Origin of the sequence: Leifsonia sp. SIMBA_070, assembly GCF_046534635.1 — a bacterium.
GTDB lineage: Bacteria > Actinomycetota > Actinomycetes > Actinomycetales > Microbacteriaceae > Leifsonia.
Genome location: NZ_JAWRYK010000001.1, coordinates 1,685,367 through 1,700,445, shown reverse-complemented (window position 1 = coordinate 1,700,445; position 15,079 = coordinate 1,685,367). Strand labels below are relative to the sequence as shown.

Annotated in this window: 16 protein-coding genes; 8 read left to right on the top strand and 8 right to left on the bottom strand. The window is 69.9% G+C overall.

Going from position 1 to position 15,079, the window contains the following annotated elements:
• Positions 1–31: 31 nt before the first annotated feature.
• Entirely contained in the window at positions 32–742 is a 711-nt protein-coding gene (gene fabG, locus SB754_RS07965) for a 3-oxoacyl-ACP reductase FabG (RefSeq protein WP_410781794.1), read from the top strand.
• A gap of 95 nt (positions 743–837) precedes the next feature.
• Here fabG and serB read toward each other — a convergent pair whose 3' ends face one another.
• Together serB and SB754_RS07955 are read right to left on the bottom strand one after the other, a co-directional pair.
• Positions 838–1,518, bottom strand: a complete 681-nt coding sequence (gene serB / locus SB754_RS07960) for a phosphoserine phosphatase SerB (RefSeq protein WP_410781793.1) — start codon at positions 1,516–1,518, stop codon at positions 838–840.
• Positions 1,515–2,759 (bottom strand): glucose-1-phosphate adenylyltransferase, encoded by a 1,245-nt coding sequence (locus SB754_RS07955; protein WP_410781792.1) that lies wholly within the window; start codon positions 2,757–2,759, stop codon positions 1,515–1,517. The genes serB and SB754_RS07955 overlap by 4 nt, the downstream gene beginning before the upstream one ends.
• A gap of 47 nt (positions 2,760–2,806) precedes the next feature.
• On the opposite strand from SB754_RS07955, the gene glgA reads away from it, so the two are divergent.
• From glgA to SB754_RS07940, 3 genes are all read left to right on the top strand, one after another.
• On the top strand, positions 2,807–3,997 hold the full coding sequence (glgA, locus tag SB754_RS07950; RefSeq protein ID WP_410781791.1) for a glycogen synthase: 1,191 nt from the start codon (positions 2,807–2,809) through the stop codon (positions 3,995–3,997).
• Positions 3,998–4,027: 30 nt separating this feature from the next.
• Entirely contained in the window at positions 4,028–4,828 is an 801-nt protein-coding gene (locus tag SB754_RS07945) for an ABC transporter ATP-binding protein (RefSeq protein WP_410781790.1), read from the top strand.
• 153 nt (positions 4,829–4,981) lie between these two features.
• A complete protein-coding gene (locus tag SB754_RS07940; RefSeq protein WP_115696813.1) occupies positions 4,982–5,233 on the top strand; it encodes a type B 50S ribosomal protein L31 in 252 nt (83 codons plus the stop codon).
• A 69-nt stretch (positions 5,234–5,302) separates the two neighbouring features.
• On the opposite strand, the gene SB754_RS07935 is transcribed toward SB754_RS07940, so the two are convergent.
• The 3 genes from SB754_RS07935 to treS form a co-directional block, all read right to left on the bottom strand.
• Entirely contained in the window at positions 5,303–5,623 is a 321-nt protein-coding gene (locus tag SB754_RS07935) for a DUF4190 domain-containing protein (protein WP_410781789.1), read from the bottom strand.
• Positions 5,624–5,693: 70 nt separating this feature from the next.
• Complete coding sequence (locus SB754_RS07930; protein WP_410781788.1) at positions 5,694–6,380, bottom strand: exonuclease domain-containing protein; 687 nt, start codon at positions 6,378–6,380, stop codon at positions 5,694–5,696.
• A gap of 165 nt (positions 6,381–6,545) precedes the next feature.
• Complete coding sequence (gene treS, locus SB754_RS07925; protein ID WP_410781787.1) at positions 6,546–8,255, bottom strand: maltose alpha-D-glucosyltransferase; 1,710 nt, start codon at positions 8,253–8,255, stop codon at positions 6,546–6,548.
• Between the two features lie 169 nt (positions 8,256–8,424).
• Between treS and SB754_RS07920 the strand changes: the two genes are divergently transcribed.
• Positions 8,425–9,417 carry an alpha/beta fold hydrolase gene (locus SB754_RS07920; protein ID WP_410781786.1) on the top strand — a complete coding sequence of 331 codons (993 nt, stop codon included), beginning with the start codon at positions 8,425–8,427 and terminating at the stop codon, positions 9,415–9,417.
• A complete protein-coding gene (locus tag SB754_RS07915) occupies positions 9,414–10,493 on the top strand; it encodes a glycosyltransferase family 4 protein (protein ID WP_410781785.1) in 1,080 nt (359 codons plus the stop codon). Before SB754_RS07920 ends, SB754_RS07915 begins: the two co-directional genes overlap by 4 nt.
• A gap of 4 nt (positions 10,494–10,497) precedes the next feature.
• Here the strand turns inward: SB754_RS07915 and SB754_RS07910 are convergent, their stop codons facing one another.
• Positions 10,498–11,754 carry a D-alanyl-D-alanine carboxypeptidase family protein gene (locus SB754_RS07910; RefSeq protein WP_410781784.1) on the bottom strand — a complete coding sequence of 419 codons (1,257 nt, stop codon included), beginning with the start codon at positions 11,752–11,754 and terminating at the stop codon, positions 10,498–10,500.
• Between the two features lie 19 nt (positions 11,755–11,773).
• Positions 11,774–12,598 carry a TrmH family RNA methyltransferase gene (locus SB754_RS07905; RefSeq protein ID WP_410781783.1) on the bottom strand — a complete coding sequence of 275 codons (825 nt, stop codon included), beginning with the start codon at positions 12,596–12,598 and terminating at the stop codon, positions 11,774–11,776.
• A gap of 106 nt (positions 12,599–12,704) precedes the next feature.
• Here SB754_RS07905 and SB754_RS07900 point away from each other — a divergent pair, with 106 nt between their 5' ends.
• Together SB754_RS07900 and SB754_RS07895 are read left to right on the top strand one after the other, a co-directional pair.
• Positions 12,705–13,550: a Sir2 family NAD-dependent protein deacetylase gene (locus tag SB754_RS07900; RefSeq protein ID WP_410781782.1), complete on the top strand. Its 846-nt coding sequence runs from the start codon at positions 12,705–12,707 to the stop codon at positions 13,548–13,550.
• A 64-nt stretch (positions 13,551–13,614) separates the two neighbouring features.
• Positions 13,615–14,214 carry a histidine phosphatase family protein gene (locus SB754_RS07895; protein ID WP_410781781.1) on the top strand — a complete coding sequence of 200 codons (600 nt, stop codon included), beginning with the start codon at positions 13,615–13,617 and terminating at the stop codon, positions 14,212–14,214.
• Between the two features lie 11 nt (positions 14,215–14,225).
• On the opposite strand, the gene SB754_RS07890 is transcribed toward SB754_RS07895, so the two are convergent.
• A complete protein-coding gene (locus SB754_RS07890) occupies positions 14,226–15,014 on the bottom strand; it encodes an SGNH/GDSL hydrolase family protein (protein WP_410781780.1) in 789 nt (262 codons plus the stop codon).
• Between the last annotated feature and the right edge of the window lie 65 nt (positions 15,015–15,079).

Genomic DNA, 15,079 nt, shown 5'->3' with positions numbered 1-15,079 from the left:
GCAGCACGCTGTATCTCCTGAAGGGAAGCGCATGACCACGCCACGCACCGTCCTCGTCACCGGAGGCAACCGGGGGATCGGCTACGCGATCGCCGAGGAGTTCGTCGCCCAGGGGCACCGTGTCGCGGTCACCGCGCGGTCGGGCGAGGGCCCGGAGGGTGCGCTGACGGTCCGGGCGGACGTGACGGATGCGGCTTCGGTCGACGCAGCCTTCACCGAGGTGGAGGAGAAGCTCGGCCCGGTGGAGGTCGTGGTGGCGAACGCGGGCATCACCAAGGACACCCTCCTGATGCGGATGACCGACGAGGAGTTCGACTCGGTGATCGAGACGAACCTCGGCGGCGCCTTCCGGGTGGTGAAGCGGGCGAACAAGGGGATGCTCAAGGCGCGCTTCGGCCGGATCGTGCTGATCTCCAGCGTCGTCGGCCTCTTCGGTGGGGCAGGGCAGGTCAACTACGCGTCGTCGAAGGCGGGGCTGGTGGGCATGGCGCGCTCGATCACGCGTGAGCTCGGCGCCCGCGGCATCACGGCGAACGTCGTGGCGCCCGGGTTCATCGAGACCGACATGACGGCCGCGCTGCCGGAGACGCAGCAGGCCGAGTACAAGAAGAGCATCCCGGCGGGGCGGTTCGCGTCGGCGACCGAGGTCGCGAAGGTCGTCACCTGGGTCGCGGGCGACGACGCCGGGTACATCTCGGGCGCGGTCATCCCGGTCGACGGCGGCCTCGGGATGGGGCACTAGCGGGCGAGACCGCCCCAGCGGGGCCGGCCAGCGGGCGCGCCAGCGTGGCGCAGGACGCACCGCGAGGCGGCGCCCCGCTCCAGCGCCCCGCCGCGTCAGCCGCGCAGACCGAGAAGCGGAAGCACCTGCGAGAGGTCCGGTCGGTCGATCACCACGTCGGCCTCCGCCCGCACCTTCGGCTTCGCGTTGAAGGCGACCGCGAGGCCGGCCTCCGCCATCATCCGCAGGTCGTTGGCGCCGTCGCCGATGGCGACCGTCTGGGTGAGGTGCACGCCGGCCGCCGCCGCCCAGAACAGGAGCGCCTGGGCTTTCGCGGCCGCGTCGATGACCGGTCCGTCGACTTCGCCGGTCAGCACCCCACCGCGCACGACCAGACGGTTGGCCCGCCAATGATCCAGCCCGAGACGTTCGCCGATCGGGTCGAGCAGCTCGTGGAAGCCTCCCGAAACGACGCCGACGACCCCGCCGGCCGCCTGGACGCCGGCGATCAGCTCCGGGACGCCATCCGTCACCCGGATCCGCTCGCCGACGTGCTGGAACACCGTCGCCGGTAGTCCCTTCAACGTGCGGACGCGCTCCCGCAGGCTGCGCTCGAAGTCGAGCTCGCCGCGCATGGCGCGTTCGGTGATATCGGCGACCTCGGTGCGCGATCCGGCCTCCTCGGCCAGCAGCTCGATGACCTCGTCCTGCAGCAGGGTGGAGTCCGCGTCGAGGACGACGAGGACCTTCGCGGGCGTGCGGTGTTCTGTTGTCGGAGGGGTGGCTTCATCCGTCATGGGACGACGTGCACTCCCTTGCCGACGACGGTGATGCCGGACTCGGTGACGGTGAAGCCGCGCGCCCGATCCCGGTCGGGGTCGACGCCGATCTGCGCGCCCTCGGCGACCACCACATCCTTGTCGAGGATGGCCCGGCCGACGAACGCGTTCGGCTCGATGATGGCGCGCTCGAAGACGACGGAGTCGATCACCTTGGCGCCCGAGTCGACCTTGGCCCACGGCCCGAGCACGCTGCGTTCGAGGTGCGCGCCCGAGATCACCGAGCCCAGCGAGACGATGGAGTCGATGGTCGTGCCGAGCGCGCCGCGCCCGTCGCGCACGATCTTCGCCGGCGGGGAGTTGAGCACCTGGCTGAAGATCGGCCAGCGATTGTTGTAGAGGTTGAACACCGGGAGCGCCGAGATGAGGTCCTGGTGGGCCTCGAAGAACGAGTCGATCGTCCCGACGTCCCGCCAGTAGTAGCGGTCGCGGTCGGTGGAGCCGGGTACGTCGTTGTTGTTGAAGTCGTAGACCGCGGCCTCGTTGCGCGACACGAAGTCGGGGATGATGTCGCCGCCCATGTCGTGGTTGGAGTCGGGCCGGTCGCCGTCGCGGATGACGGCGTCGATCAGCGCGTCGGCGTCGAAGACGTAGTTGCCCATCGACGCGAGCACCTCGTTGGGCGAGTCCGGCAGCCCGATGGGGTCGCGCGGCTTCTCGCGGAACGCGCCGATGCGGGTCGGGCGCTCCGGCTCGACCTCGATGACGCCGAACTGGTCGGCGAGCGCGATGGGCTGGCGGATCGCGGCGACCGTCGCCGGCGCGCCGGAGTCGATGTGCGCCTGGATCATCTGACCGAAGTCCATCCGGTAGACGTGGTCGGCGCCGACCACCACGACGATGTCCGGCTTCTCGTCGCGGAGCAGGTTGAGGCTCTGCAGGATGGCGTCCGCCGACCCGCTGAACCAGCGCTTCCCGAGCCGCTGCTGAGCGGGGACGGAGGCGATGTAGGAGTTGGTGATGCCGTCGAGGCGCCAGGTCTGCGACACGTGGCGGTCGAGGCTGTGCGACTTGTACTGGGTGAGCACGACGATCTGGCGCAGTTGCGAGTTGATCAGGTTCGACAGGGCGAAGTCGATGAGGCGGTACTGTCCGCCGAACGGGACGGCGGGCTTCGCCCGGTCCGCCGTCAACGGCATCAGCCGCTTGCCCTCTCCGCCCGCGAGGACGATGCCGAAGATCTTCTTGCCTGGTGCCATGTCCTCCACAGTAGAGGCGAAGTGTTCGCTGTACTAGCGTTTTGGTCATGCGCGTCGATCTTCTGACCAGGGAGTACCCACCGGACATCTACGGGGGTGCCGGGGTCCATGTGACCGAGCTGGTCCGCGCGCTCCGGAGCGACACGGAGGTGGTCGTCCGCGCCTTCGGCGAGCCCCGTGACGAGCCGGACACCGCGTCGTACCGCGTGCCGACGGAGCTGGCGGACGCGAACGGCGCCATCGCGACGCTGGGCGTCGATCTGCAGATGGCGCAGGACTGCGGGGGAGCGGACGTGGTCCACTCGCACACCTGGTATGCGAACGGCGCCGGTCACCTGGCCAAGCTGCTGCACGGCATCCCGCATGTCGTCACGGCGCACAGTCTCGAGCCCCTCCGGCCGTGGAAGGCGGAACAGCTCGGCGGCGGCTACCGCGTGTCCAGCTGGATCGAGAAGACGGCCTTCGAAGCCGCCGACACGGTCATCGCGGTGAGCGAGGGGATGCGGCGCGACATCCTGGCCGCGTACCCTGCCCTCGACCCGACAAAGGTCGTCACGATCTACAACGGGATCGACCTGGAGCGCTGGCAGCCGCTGCGCGACGACGAGCGTGCGCGGGCTCTGGGGATCGACCCGGACCGGCCCGCCGTGATCTTCGTCGGCCGGATCACCCGGCAGAAGGGCCTCCCGTACCTGCTGCGCGCCGTCCGGCAGCTGCCGAAGGAGGTGCAGATCATCCTCTGCGCCGGGGCGCCGGACACGCCCGAGATCCTCGCCGAGGTGACGGGACTGGTCGAGCAGCTGCAGTCGGAGCGCGACGGAGTGGTCTGGATCGACCGCCTGCTTCCCAACGACGAACTGCGGATCGCGCTCACCGCCTCCACCGTCTTCGTCTGCCCGTCGATCTACGAACCGCTCGGGATCGTCAACCTGGAGGCCATGGCGTGCGGCCTGCCGGTGGTCGGCACGGCGACGGGCGGCATCCCCGAGGTCATCGTCGACGGCGTGACCGGGCGGCTGGTGCCCATCCAGCAGCTGCAGGACGGCACGGGGACTCCGACGGACCCCGAGCGCTTCGTCGACGACCTCGCCGCGGCGCTCATCGAGGTCGTCGGCGACCCCGCTCGCGCAGCCGAGATGGGCCGGATCGGGCGGGAACGGGCGGAGACGTCATTCAGCTGGACGACCATCGCCGAGCAGACGCGCGACGTGTACCGATCGCTCGCCGGTCGTCACTGACGGCCGCCCGGCGCAGGTAGGCTGGAGGGCATGGCCGACAGCGTTCTCCGACTTTCCGACGTGTCCGTTGTGCGGGACGGCAACCCCGTCCTGAAGGGTATCGACTGGGCGGTCGAACCGGACGAGCGGTGGGTCATCCTCGGCAGGAACGGCGCAGGCAAGACGACGCTGCTGCAGATCGCGGCGGCGGCACTGCACCCCAGCTCCGGGGAGGCGGTCGTGCTCGGCGAGTCGGTGGGCCACACCGATCTGGCGGAGCTCCGCCCGCTGCTCGGGTTCGCCTCCAGCGCGCTGGCCCGGCGGATCCCGCGCAACGAGCGCGTGCTCGACGTCGTGATGACCGCCGCCTACGCCGTCACCGGTCGCTGGAACGAGCTGTACGAAGAGATCGACGAGCGCCGCGCGCACCGCGTCCTCGCCGAGTGGCACCTCGACCACCTGGCCGAGCGCACCTTCGGCAGCCTCTCCGACGGCGAGCAGAAGCGCGTCCAGATCGCCCGCTCCGTGATGACCGACCCCGAGATCCTGCTGCTCGACGAGCCGGCCGCCAGCCTCGACCTCGGCGGCCGCGAAGAGTTGCTGCAGCTGCTCGGCGGCTACGCCAGCGACCCGAAGTCGCCGGCCATCGTCATGGTGACCCACCACGTGGAGGAGATCCCGCAGGCGTTCAACCGAGCCCTCCTGCTGAAGGATGGCGAGATCATGGCGAAGGGTCCCATCGCGGAGGTCATCACCAGCGAGAATCTCAGCGCCACCTTCGGCATCGAGGTCGAGATCGCCGAGTCCGACGGCCGCTACACCGCCCGGGCGCGCCAGGGCGTCGAAGGCTGAGTCGGCGCGTCCGATCTGCTAAACTCGATAGCTGGCCCCCCAACCGTTCCTGCCGTCACGGCCTCGATCGGGTCACCGGGTCTGAAGCTTCCCGTCCTCGCGGTCTGCGCGGACACGACCGAACCGACTACTAGCTGCAACAAGGAAGTCCTGATGAAGACTGGCATCCACCCCGACTACGCTCCGGTGGTTTTCCGCGACCTGGCCTCGGGTGCGACGTTCCTCACCCGCTCCACCGTCTCGAGCGACAAGACCATCGAGTGGGAGGACGGCAACACCTACCCGGTGATCGACGTCGAGATCTCCTCCGAGTCGCACCCGTTCTACACGGGCAAGCAGCGCATCCTCGACTCGGCCGGCCGCGTCGAGAAGTTCAACTCGCGCTACAAGAACTTCGGCAAGTAAGCCGCAGCGCTCCGGCGCGCACGAAGGCCCCCGTCCAGCGGACGGGGGCCTTCGTCGTCGGTGGGGTGGTCAGTTGCTCGAGTAGGTGATCCCGGAGTTCGCCGCCACGGCGACGAAGATGATCGTGAGGATGACGCCGAAGGCGAGGGCGACGAAGCCGATGATCACGGCGGCGAGGGCGAGGCCGCGGCCCTGCTCGCCGGTGCGCTTGATCTGCGACAGGGCCACGAAGCCCAGGATGATGCCGAGGATGCTGATGAAGAAGGTCGCCACGAACGCGACGATGGACATGGTGTTCCAGCCGGGCTGGGCCGGCGAGCCGTAGGGCTGCGAGTACTGGGGCTGCTGCTGCGGCGGGAGGGGCTGCGGATTGAGGTTGGAGTCGCTCATGGCGCTGAGACTAGCGGTGCATGCGGACCGGCGAGTAGCCCCCAGGTGGAGGGATAAGCGACGGCCGACGTCAGCGGATGGGCCAGGCGCCGGATGTGGTGAACTCGGGGTCGCGCTCGCGCCGCATGTACTCCTGGAAATCGGCCGCCTGCTCCTTGCACCAGTCGACCTGGCGCCGGTGCAGCTCTGCGGCCTCCAGGGCCAGGGCCTCGGCGTGGATGCGGGCGAGCGCCTGGGCCACGCGGCCGGCAGCGATCGCGTCCGCTCCGGCGTCGTGCGCCGCCAGCAGGTCGACGCCGTAGTGGGTGGCCGTCATCGTCAGCGTGCGCTTGCCGCGGCGGTACTTGTCCACCGCCTTGTCGATCACGAGCGGGTCGATGATCGGGCCGGGGGCGGCCAGCGGTGCGACGTCGTAGCGGCGGGCCTCCCGGTCGAGGAGGGTGAAGTCGTAGGGCGCGTTGTACGCGACCACCGGGATGCCACGCTCGAACAGACTGCGCAGCTGCGCGACGATCGCGGCGACGGCGCGTGCCGGATCCATCCCGTGCTCGCGGGCGCGCTGGGTCGTGATGCCGTGCACGGCTGTCGCTTCGGCGGGGATCTCGACGCCCGGGTCGACGATCCAGTCGCGGCGGTGGAGCACCTCGCCGGTCTCATCCAGCAGCCCGACGTGGGCTGTCACGATCCTGGCCGTCTCGATGTCGATCCCGGTGGTCTCGAGGTCGAACACCCCGAGACGCTGGTGCCACGTGCTCATGCCCTCCACGCTACGTCCCGCCCCCTCCGCTCCCGGGGAACGCCACGCGAGTGGTGAGTAGATGCTCCAATTCGCGCCGAGTGGTGAGTTGATGTCACCACTCGGCGGAGGGGAGGGGAGGGGAGGGGAGGGGACGGGAACGGGGACGGGATGGGAGGGGAGGGGCTAGGCGCGGCGGGGCTCGATGTGGAGCCAGTAGAAGTTCTGCGTGCCGAGGGTCAGGGTGAAGCGGCCGTCGTCGGCGATGGTCGGGAACTCCGCCCCGCCGAACAGGTCGTACAGGGCGCGGCCGGCGAGCTCCGGCGCCTCCAGCGTGACCGACACGGGGTTGTGCGCGAACGAGAACACGCACAGCACGTCCTCCGGCTGGTCGCCGAAGTGCGTGCCGCTGCCCTCGTAGGAGCGCACGAACGCCAGCACCGACTCGTGGTCGGTCGGCAGCACGCGGATGTCGCCCAGCCCGAACACGGGATGCGCCTTGCGGACGTGGATGACGTTGCGGATCCAGTGCAGCAGCGACCGCGACTGGGCGAGCTGCGCCTCCACGTTGACCTGGTTGTAGTGGAACACCAGCGACTGCACGATTGGGAGGAACAGCTTGCCGGGGTCGGCGCTGGAGAAACCGGCGTTGCGGTCCGGAGTCCACTGCATCGGCGTGCGCGAGCTGTCTCGGTCGGGCAGCCAGATGTTGTCGCCCATCCCGATCTCGTCGCCGTAGTAGAGGAAGGGGCTTCCAGGGAGGGAGAACAGGAGGGCGTGCGCCAGCTCCAGCTCTGCACGGGAGTTGTCCAGCAGCGGGGCGAGCCGGCGCCGGATGCCGATGTTGGCGCGCATCCGCGGGTCGTACGCGTACCAGCCGTACATCGCCTGGCGGTACTCCTCGCTGACCATCTCGAGGGTCAGCTCGTCGTGGTTGCGCAGGAACACTCCCCACGCCGCCCCGTCCGGGACGTCGGTGGTCTCGGACAGCACCCGGACGAGCTCGCCGGCCTGCTGGGAGCGCAGGGCGTAGAAGATGCGAGGCATCACCGGGAAGTCGAAGGCCATGTGGCACTCCGGCTCCTCCTCGGTGCCGAAGAATGCGGCGACCTCGCGCGGCCACTGGTTGGCCTCGGCGATCATCACGCGGCCCGGGTACTCGCGGTCGACCCACTCGCGCAGCTTGATGATGAACTCGTGGGTCTTCGGCTCGCCCTCGCCGTTGCCCTCGTCGGACTCGTACAGGTAGGGAATGGCGTCGAGCCGGAACCCGTCGACGCCGAGGTCGAGCCAGAACTTGACGATGTCGTACATCGCCTCGTGCACAGCCGGGTTCTCGAAGTTGAGGTCGGGCTGGTGCGAGAAGAAGCGGTGGAAGTAGAACTGCCGGCGCGCCTCGTCGAACGCCCAGTTGGAGTCCTCGGTGTCGACGAAGATGATGCGGATGTCCGGCCACTTGTCGTCCGTGTCGTTCCACACGTAGAAGTCGCCGTACGGACCTTCCGGGTCGGAGCGTGACTGCTGGAACCACTCGTGCTGGTCGGAGGTGTGGTTGATCGGCAGGTCGATGATGATGCGCATGTTGCGCTCGTGCGCCTTCGTGACGAGCTCGCGGAACTCGTCGATCGTCCCGAACTCGGGCAGGATCGCCTTGAAGTCGGCGACGTCGTACCCGCCGTCGCGGAGCGGCGACTGGAAGAACGGCGGGAGCCAGAGCGCGTCGATGCCGAGCCACTGCAGGTAGTCGAGCTTGGAGGTCAGCCCGGCGATGTCGCCGGAGCCGTCGCCGTTGCTGTCGACGAACGACCGGACCATGACCTCGTAGAAGACGGAGCGGCGGTACCACTGTGGATCGAGGGCGAGCCCGGGCAGCGTGATGGGCGCGGTGAAACTCACGGTTCTCCTCTGGCGGGGGCAGGGGCGGAGGCGGTGCAGGACGGGGGTGCGAAAACGGGGTGGTGCAGGTGCGGGGGAGGTGCAAGCGATTGCACTCAGCAAAGTCTAGGGTGTGGCGACCCCGGCCTGTCCAGTCCGGGTCCGGCGGCGCCGCCTAGACTGTCTGGCGATGTCTGTCACCTCACCCTACGCCGCCGCCCTGGACCGTGTTCCGGTGCGCGAGGGTGCCCTCGGCCTCCTCGGTTCGACCACCCGGTTCTGGGACTACGGACCGGTGGATGCTGACACGACGCTCGTGCTGGTGCACGGTTTCCGCGGCGACCATCACGGCCTGGAGCCGGTGGTGGCGCAGCTGGACGGGTTCCGGCTGGTCTCGCCCGATCTGCCCGGCTTCGGAGGCTCGACTCCGATGACGGAGGCAGCGCACGACATCGACGGGTACGGCCGGTGGCTGCGTGCCTTCGTCGCCGCGCTGGAGCTGCCCGCAGGCGGGCGCGTGGTGCTCCTGGGGCACTCGTTCGGCTCCATCGTGGTCGCCGGATCGCTCGCAGGATCGCTCGCCGGCTCAGCCGTGGAGTCGCCTGCCGCGGGGGAGGGAGGGCGTCCCGACGCCGTCGTGCTGGTGAACCCGATCGGTCAGCCGGCGCTCGCCGGTCCGCGCGGCATCCTCACCCGGCTGGCGATCTTCTACTACTGGCTGGCGTCCGTTCTTCCCGAGCGGCTCGGCTTCGCGCTGCTGCGCAACCGCGTCATCGTGCGCGTGATGAGCATCGCCATGGCCAAGACGAAGGAGCCGTCGCTCCGCCGCTGGATCCACGACCAGCACGACCGCTACTTCTCGGCGTTCAGCGACCGGCGGGTGGTGCTGGAGGCGTTCCGCGCGTCCGTCTCGCACGACGTGAGCCAGTACGCGGCCCGGGTTCCCGAGCCGACGTTGCTCGTCGCCGCCGAGAAGGACGACATCACCCCGCTGGCGGCGGAGTACCGGCTGCAGATGCTGTTCCCGACCGCCGAGCTGGTGGTGATCCCTGAGGTCGGGCACCTCATCCACTACGAGACGCCGGCTGCGGCTGCGGACGCCATCCGGAGCTTCCTCCGAGGCGGGAGCGCCGGTGGCGAGAATGTCGGAGGCGCGGGCTTCAGCGGAGGGACGGCCGCGTGAGGATCCTGTTCGACTGCCGCTACACGCGGATCGGGCGCCACGACGGCATCAGCCGCTACACGGCCGGGCTGGTCGGGGCGCTGGCGAAGCTGCATCCGGTCACCATGCTCATCAACGACCACCGGCAGCTGGAGCTGCTCCCGGACCTTCCCTGGGAGCTCATCCCGTCGCCCACGTCGGTGGGGGAGCCCTGGGTCGCGCGCCGGGTGAACCGGCTGGAGCCGGACATCGTCTTCACGCCGATGCAGACGATGGGCGGATTCGGGCGGAAGTACCGGCTCGTCCTCACCGTGCACGACTTGATCTACTACCGCCACCCGACGCCCCCGCGCGACCTGCCGGCGTTCGTGCGCGGCCTGTGGCGGCTCTACCACCTGTCGTGGTGGCCGCAGCGGATGCTGCTGAACCGGTCGGACGCTGTGGTCACTGTGTCGGAGACGACCAAGGGTCTGATCGCCGAGCACCGGCTGACGAAGCGGCCGGTATCGGTGGTGCCGAACGCGGCAGACATGCCGGAGCTCGCTCCTGGACGCGCTGAGCGGACGTCGCCCGAGACCAAGAGCCTGGTCTACATGGGCTCCTTCATGCCGTACAAGAACGTCGACACCCTGGTGCGCGCCGTGGCGCTGCTGCCCGGGTACGCCCTCCACCTGATGAGCCGGGTGACGGATGCCGAGCGCGCGCGCCTGACCGAGCTCGCGCCGGGCGCGCGGCTGGTGTTCCACAACGGGGCGAGCGACGAGGAGTACGCAGAGACTCTGGCGGCGGCGACCGCGTTCGCGTCGGCGTCCCACGACGAAGGATTCGGCATCCCGCTGCTGGAGGCCATGACGCTCGGGACGCCGGTGCTCGCCAGCGACATCCCCATCTTCCGTGAGATCGGCGGGGAGGCGGCGCTGTACTTCGAGCCGGATTCCGCCGAGCAGGTCGTCGCACGCGTGCGGCAGCTGGAGCAGGACGGCGTCTGGGCCGCGCACTCCGCCGCGGGTCGCGCGCAGGCCGCCCGCTACACCTGGGACGAGTCGGCCCGCCGCCTCCTCCAGGTTCTGACAGAAACCGCAGCCCGGCCCCGCTGACGCGTCAGGTGCCGAGGCCGCCCGGGTGGGCGAGGCGCCAGCCGAAGCCGGGGTCCGGGACGTCCTTCGCGAGCGCGAGCGGCACGGTCTCCGTCTTGCCGTTCAGCGTGAATGTTCCCTGCCCGAGGATGTCGCCGGTGAAGCCCGACGACAGCGGGCGGGTCTGCAGGTCGACCTGGATGGGCGTGTCCGACCACACGACGAACGACTTCGACTCCGTTGCGATCAGCTTCGAGGAGGCGCCCCACGCCGTCGTGTAGGTGCCGAACACCTGTCCCTTCTCGACCGGCGTCACCTGGTGGAAGCCCGCCTTGACGCTGGTCAGCAGAGCCTGGACGCCCGCCCACAGGTCGTCGTGGGTCGGTGCTCCGAGCACGACACCGAGCACGCGCACCTTCGTCGTGCCGACCGGCACCTGCGCCGAGAACAGGAGGCAGTTGCCGGCCTCGTCGGTGTTGCCCGTCTTGATGCCGTCCATGCCCTCGAAGCCGAGGAGCGTGTTGGTGTTGTCCTGAGAGCCGGCGCCCGGCAGGACGACGTTCTTCTCCGACACGATGGAGGCCAGAGTGGGATCGGCGAGGACGAGCTTGCCGATGCCGATCAGGTCCTTGGGGGTGCTGACGTTGCCCGGGTCGAGCCCGTCCGGCGTGACGATCTTCGTGCCGGTGAAGCCCTTCTGCGCCAGCCAGGCGTTCGCCGCCTTGACGTAGGCGTCGGAGGAGCCGAACGCCCAGTTCGTCAGCGAGATCGCGTAGTTGTTCGCCGACGGCAGCAGCATCGCCTCCAGCGCCTGCTTCTCCGTCAGGGAGGTACCCGCGACGGCCGGCGCCCAGGAGCCCCCGGCCGCGACGACCTGGTTCCAGATGTCGACGTCACGCTGCGTGAAGGCGATATCCGGCCCCTGCTCGCCGCTCTTCAGCGGCTTCTTCTCCAGCACGACCAGGGCGGTGATGGTCTTGGTGATGCTCGCGATCGGGACGCTCGCATCGCTGCCGTGGGACACATCCGCTCCCGGGTAGTCCGGTGCGACGATCGCCGACGATCCGTAGGCGGGCCAGGCCAGCTGCGCGGCCGGTTGCGTCAGCGTCTTGTCGTGAGCGGTCACTGCGGCGGTCGCGGGCACCGGAGCCACGAGCGACCCCACGACGTAGCAGAAGGCGACGAGCACAGCGATGATCAGGCTGAAGACGACGACGCGGCGACGGCGGTACACGGACCGCGAGAGACGGCGCGGCGGATCGACCGGGACTTGCTGGGGCACCCTCGGATTTTAGCGGTCGCTACTGTTGCGCCGGCTGAGAACGCGCGCGCAGCGCCCACAATGCCACGGCGGAGGCGGAGGCGACGTTCAGCGAGTCGACGCCGTGCAGCATCGGGATGGTGACGACCGTGTCGGCTGCGGCCAGCGCCCTCCTGCTCAGCCCGTCGCCCTCCGCGCCGAACACCATCGCGACGCGCTCGGGCGGGTCGGCCGCGTAGTCGTCGAGCGTGACGGCGTCGTCGGCGAGCGCGAGGGCGGCGATGTCGAACCCGGCGTCGTGCAGGAGCGGCACCGCCGCATCCCATTCGGGCAGCCGGGTCCACGGCACCTGGAGCACCGTCCCCATGCTGACGCGGACGCTGCGGCGGTACAGCGGATCGGCGCAGCGCGGCGTGACGAGCACGGCGTCCGCGCCGAGCCCGGCGACCGCACGGAAGATGGCCCCCACGTTGGTGTGATCGACGATGTCCTCCAGCACGACGACGCGTCGCGCATCCCGCAGCAGGTCGGCGGGATCGGGCAGTGCCGGCCGGTGCATCGCCGCGAGAGCACCGCGGTGGAGGTGGTAGCCGGTGAGGCGCTCCAGGACCGCTGCGTCGCCGACGAACACCGGGACGTACGGGTACGGGGCCAGCAGCGGCTCGATGTCCGGGAGCCACTGCTCCTGCAGCAGGACCGACCGAGGGCGGTGACCGGCCGCCAGCGCCCGCGTGATGACCTTGGTCGACTCGGCGATGTACAGCCCGCCGGCCGGCTCGGTGACGCGGCGGAGCGCCACGTCGGTGAGGCGCGAGTAGTCGGAGAGGCCGTCGGCCTCCAGGTCGTCGATGCGGTGCAGGAGCATGCTCCCAGCCTGCCAGTTCCGGCACGCCCGACCGCCACACATCCAGCCGCCCGAAACAAAACGGAAAACTGGGGTGTTTAGACTCATGGACGACCTGGAGGTGCCTGTGACCACGCTGAGGACCGCGCTCCCGCCGGAGCTCGCGCGCGGCATCGACCAGACGGTGGAGCTGCTCGCCGGCCGAAAGGTCGCCGTTCTCACCGGCGCCGGCGTCTCGACCGACTCGGGCATCCCCGACTATCGCGGGGAAGGCGCGCCGCAGCGGACGCCGATGACGTTCCAGCAGTTCCTCGCCGACGACCGCTTCCGCAGGCGGTACTGGGCGGGAAGCCATCTGGGCTACCGCCGGTTCGCGGCGGCACGTCCCAACGACGGCCACCGCGCGCTCGCGCGTCTGGAGGAGTCCGGCGCGACCAACGGTGTCATCACCCAGAACGTGGACGGCCTCCACAAGCAGGCCGGCTCCCGCCGCGTCGTCGACCTGCACGGCGCCATGGACCGGGTGCTCTGCCTGGTCTGCGGTCAGATCTTCGCCCGCGAGGCGATCACCGCGCGCATCGATGCGGCGAACCCCTGGCTCGACACGGATGGTGCGGTCGAGATCGCGCCGGACGGCGACGCGATCGTCACCGACATCGACGCGTTCGTCGTGCCGGACTGCACGGTGTGCGGCGGTCACCTCAAACCGGACGTCGTCTTCTTCGGCGAGTTCGTCCCCGCCGAGAAGTACCGCGAGGCGAGCGCCCTCGTCCGCTCGGCCGACGCGCTGCTCATCGCGGGCTCGTCGCTGGTGGTCAACTCCGGCATCCGCCTGCTCGAGGAGGCCCGCCGCCGCCGCCTCCCGATCGTCATCGTCAACCGCGGCCAGACCAAGGGCGACGGCCGCGCGACCATTAAGCTGGACGGCGGGACGACGGAGACGCTCGTGGAGCTGGCCGACCGGCTGCCCTGAGCCGCTCGGACATCCGCTGACAGCCTCCTGAGCCGCTGCCGCGTCCCCCAGCGAAAGGACGCGCGTGACCTTCATCTCCCTCGTTCGGCACGGACAGACCGACTGGAACCTCACCAAGCGCATCCAGGGGTCCAGCGACATCCCGCTCAACGACACGGGCCGCGCGCAGGCCGAGACGACCGGTCGTGCGCTCTCCGGGGGACGGTTCGACGCGATCTACGCCAGCCCGCTGTCGCGGGCGCTCGAGACGGCACGGATCATCGCCGGCCATGTCGGGCTCGGTGACCCGCACCGGCTCCCGGAGGTCGCCGAGCGCAACTACGGCGAGGCGGAGGGCCTCACCGGCGAGCAGATCCTGGCGCGCTGGCCCGACGGCGAACCGGTGCCGGGGCGGGAGACCCGGGATGAGGTCGTGGCCCGTGCTCTGCCGGCGCTGCGCGAACTCGGCGAACGGCACCCCGGCGAGAACATCATCGTGGTCAGCCACGGGGGCGTCATCTCGTCGCTGGTGCGGCACGTCACCGACCACGCGCTGCCCGGGCCGGGGGAGCTCATCCCGAACGGCTCCGTCCACCGCTTCAGCTACGACGCGGGCGCGCTGACGCTCGACCGCTTCAACCTCGGACCGGAGGACCGCGACCTGTTCACCGCGTCCGTCATGTGAGGGGCGGCGGCTCAGTCGCGGCGCAGGAGGAACGGGCCGGCGTCCGGGCGCTTCGGCGTGACGTGGTCGCCCGACGACTGGTGCCGGATGCGGCGAAGCACCCACGGGACCAGGTACTCGCGCGCCCAGGACAGGTCCTCCGAGCGGGCCTGACGCCAGGTGCGCGACGGAAGCGGCTCCGGCTCCATCGGCTGGAGGTCGTTCTCGACGTTGAGCGCGGCGAGGACCATGCGGGCGACCGTGTGGTGCCCCAGCGGCGCGAGGTGGAGGCGGTCCGGCGCCCACATCCGCTGGTCCTGGATCTCGGTCAGCGCCCACTGGTCGGCCACGATGCAGTCGTAGCGCGCGGCGATGGCGCGGACGTTCTCGTTGTAGATCGCCACCTTGCCGCGGATGCCGCGGAAGACCGGCGAGAAGCCGACGTCGACGCCGGTGAACACGACGATCGTCGCGCCGTCGACGCTCAGGCGCGAGACGGCCTCGTCGAACAGCAGCGCGATCTGGTCCGGGTCGGTGCCCGGGCGGATGACGTCGTTGCCGCCCGCGGAGATCGTGATGAGGTCCGGCCGGAGCGCGACCGCCGCATCCACCTGCTCGTCGAGGATCTGCTTGATCAGCTTGCCGCGCACGGCGAGGTTGGCGTAGGCGAAGTCGTCGGTCTGGCTGCTCAGCACCTCCGCGACCCGGTCCGCCCACCCGCGGTGGCCGCCGGGACTGCCGGGCTCCGGATCGCCGATGCCCTCGGTGAACGAGTCCCCGAGGGCGACGTAGCGGGACCAGGGATGCTGTGCTTCGGCCATTGCTCCATTCTGCAACGGACGACGCTGTCGGTGCTCTCGGGTAGATTTGATCCAAGTGGAGACGA

Excerpts from the sequence above, each read along its gene's own strand:
- fabG (WP_410781794.1), top strand. The coding sequence starts at position 32 with ATGACCACGCCACGCACCGTCCTCGTCACCGGAGGCAACCGGGGGATC.
- serB (WP_410781793.1), bottom strand. The coding sequence starts at position 1,518 with ATGACGGATGAAGCCACCCCTCCGACAACAGAACACCGCACGCCCGCG.
- SB754_RS07955 (WP_410781792.1), bottom strand. The coding sequence starts at position 2,759 with ATGGCACCAGGCAAGAAGATCTTCGGCATCGTCCTCGCGGGCGGAGAG.
- glgA (WP_410781791.1), top strand. The coding sequence starts at position 2,807 with ATGCGCGTCGATCTTCTGACCAGGGAGTACCCACCGGACATCTACGGG.
- SB754_RS07945 (WP_410781790.1), top strand. The coding sequence starts at position 4,028 with ATGGCCGACAGCGTTCTCCGACTTTCCGACGTGTCCGTTGTGCGGGAC.
- SB754_RS07940 (WP_115696813.1), top strand. The coding sequence starts at position 4,982 with ATGAAGACTGGCATCCACCCCGACTACGCTCCGGTGGTTTTCCGCGAC.
- SB754_RS07935 (WP_410781789.1), bottom strand. The coding sequence starts at position 5,623 with ATGAGCGACTCCAACCTCAATCCGCAGCCCCTCCCGCCGCAGCAGCAG.
- SB754_RS07930 (WP_410781788.1), bottom strand. The coding sequence starts at position 6,380 with ATGAGCACGTGGCACCAGCGTCTCGGGGTGTTCGACCTCGAGACCACC.
- SB754_RS07920 (WP_410781786.1), top strand. The coding sequence starts at position 8,425 with ATGTCTGTCACCTCACCCTACGCCGCCGCCCTGGACCGTGTTCCGGTG.
- SB754_RS07905 (WP_410781783.1), bottom strand. The coding sequence starts at position 12,598 with ATGCTCCTGCACCGCATCGACGACCTGGAGGCCGACGGCCTCTCCGAC.
- SB754_RS07890 (WP_410781780.1), bottom strand. The coding sequence starts at position 15,014 with ATGGCCGAAGCACAGCATCCCTGGTCCCGCTACGTCGCCCTCGGGGAC.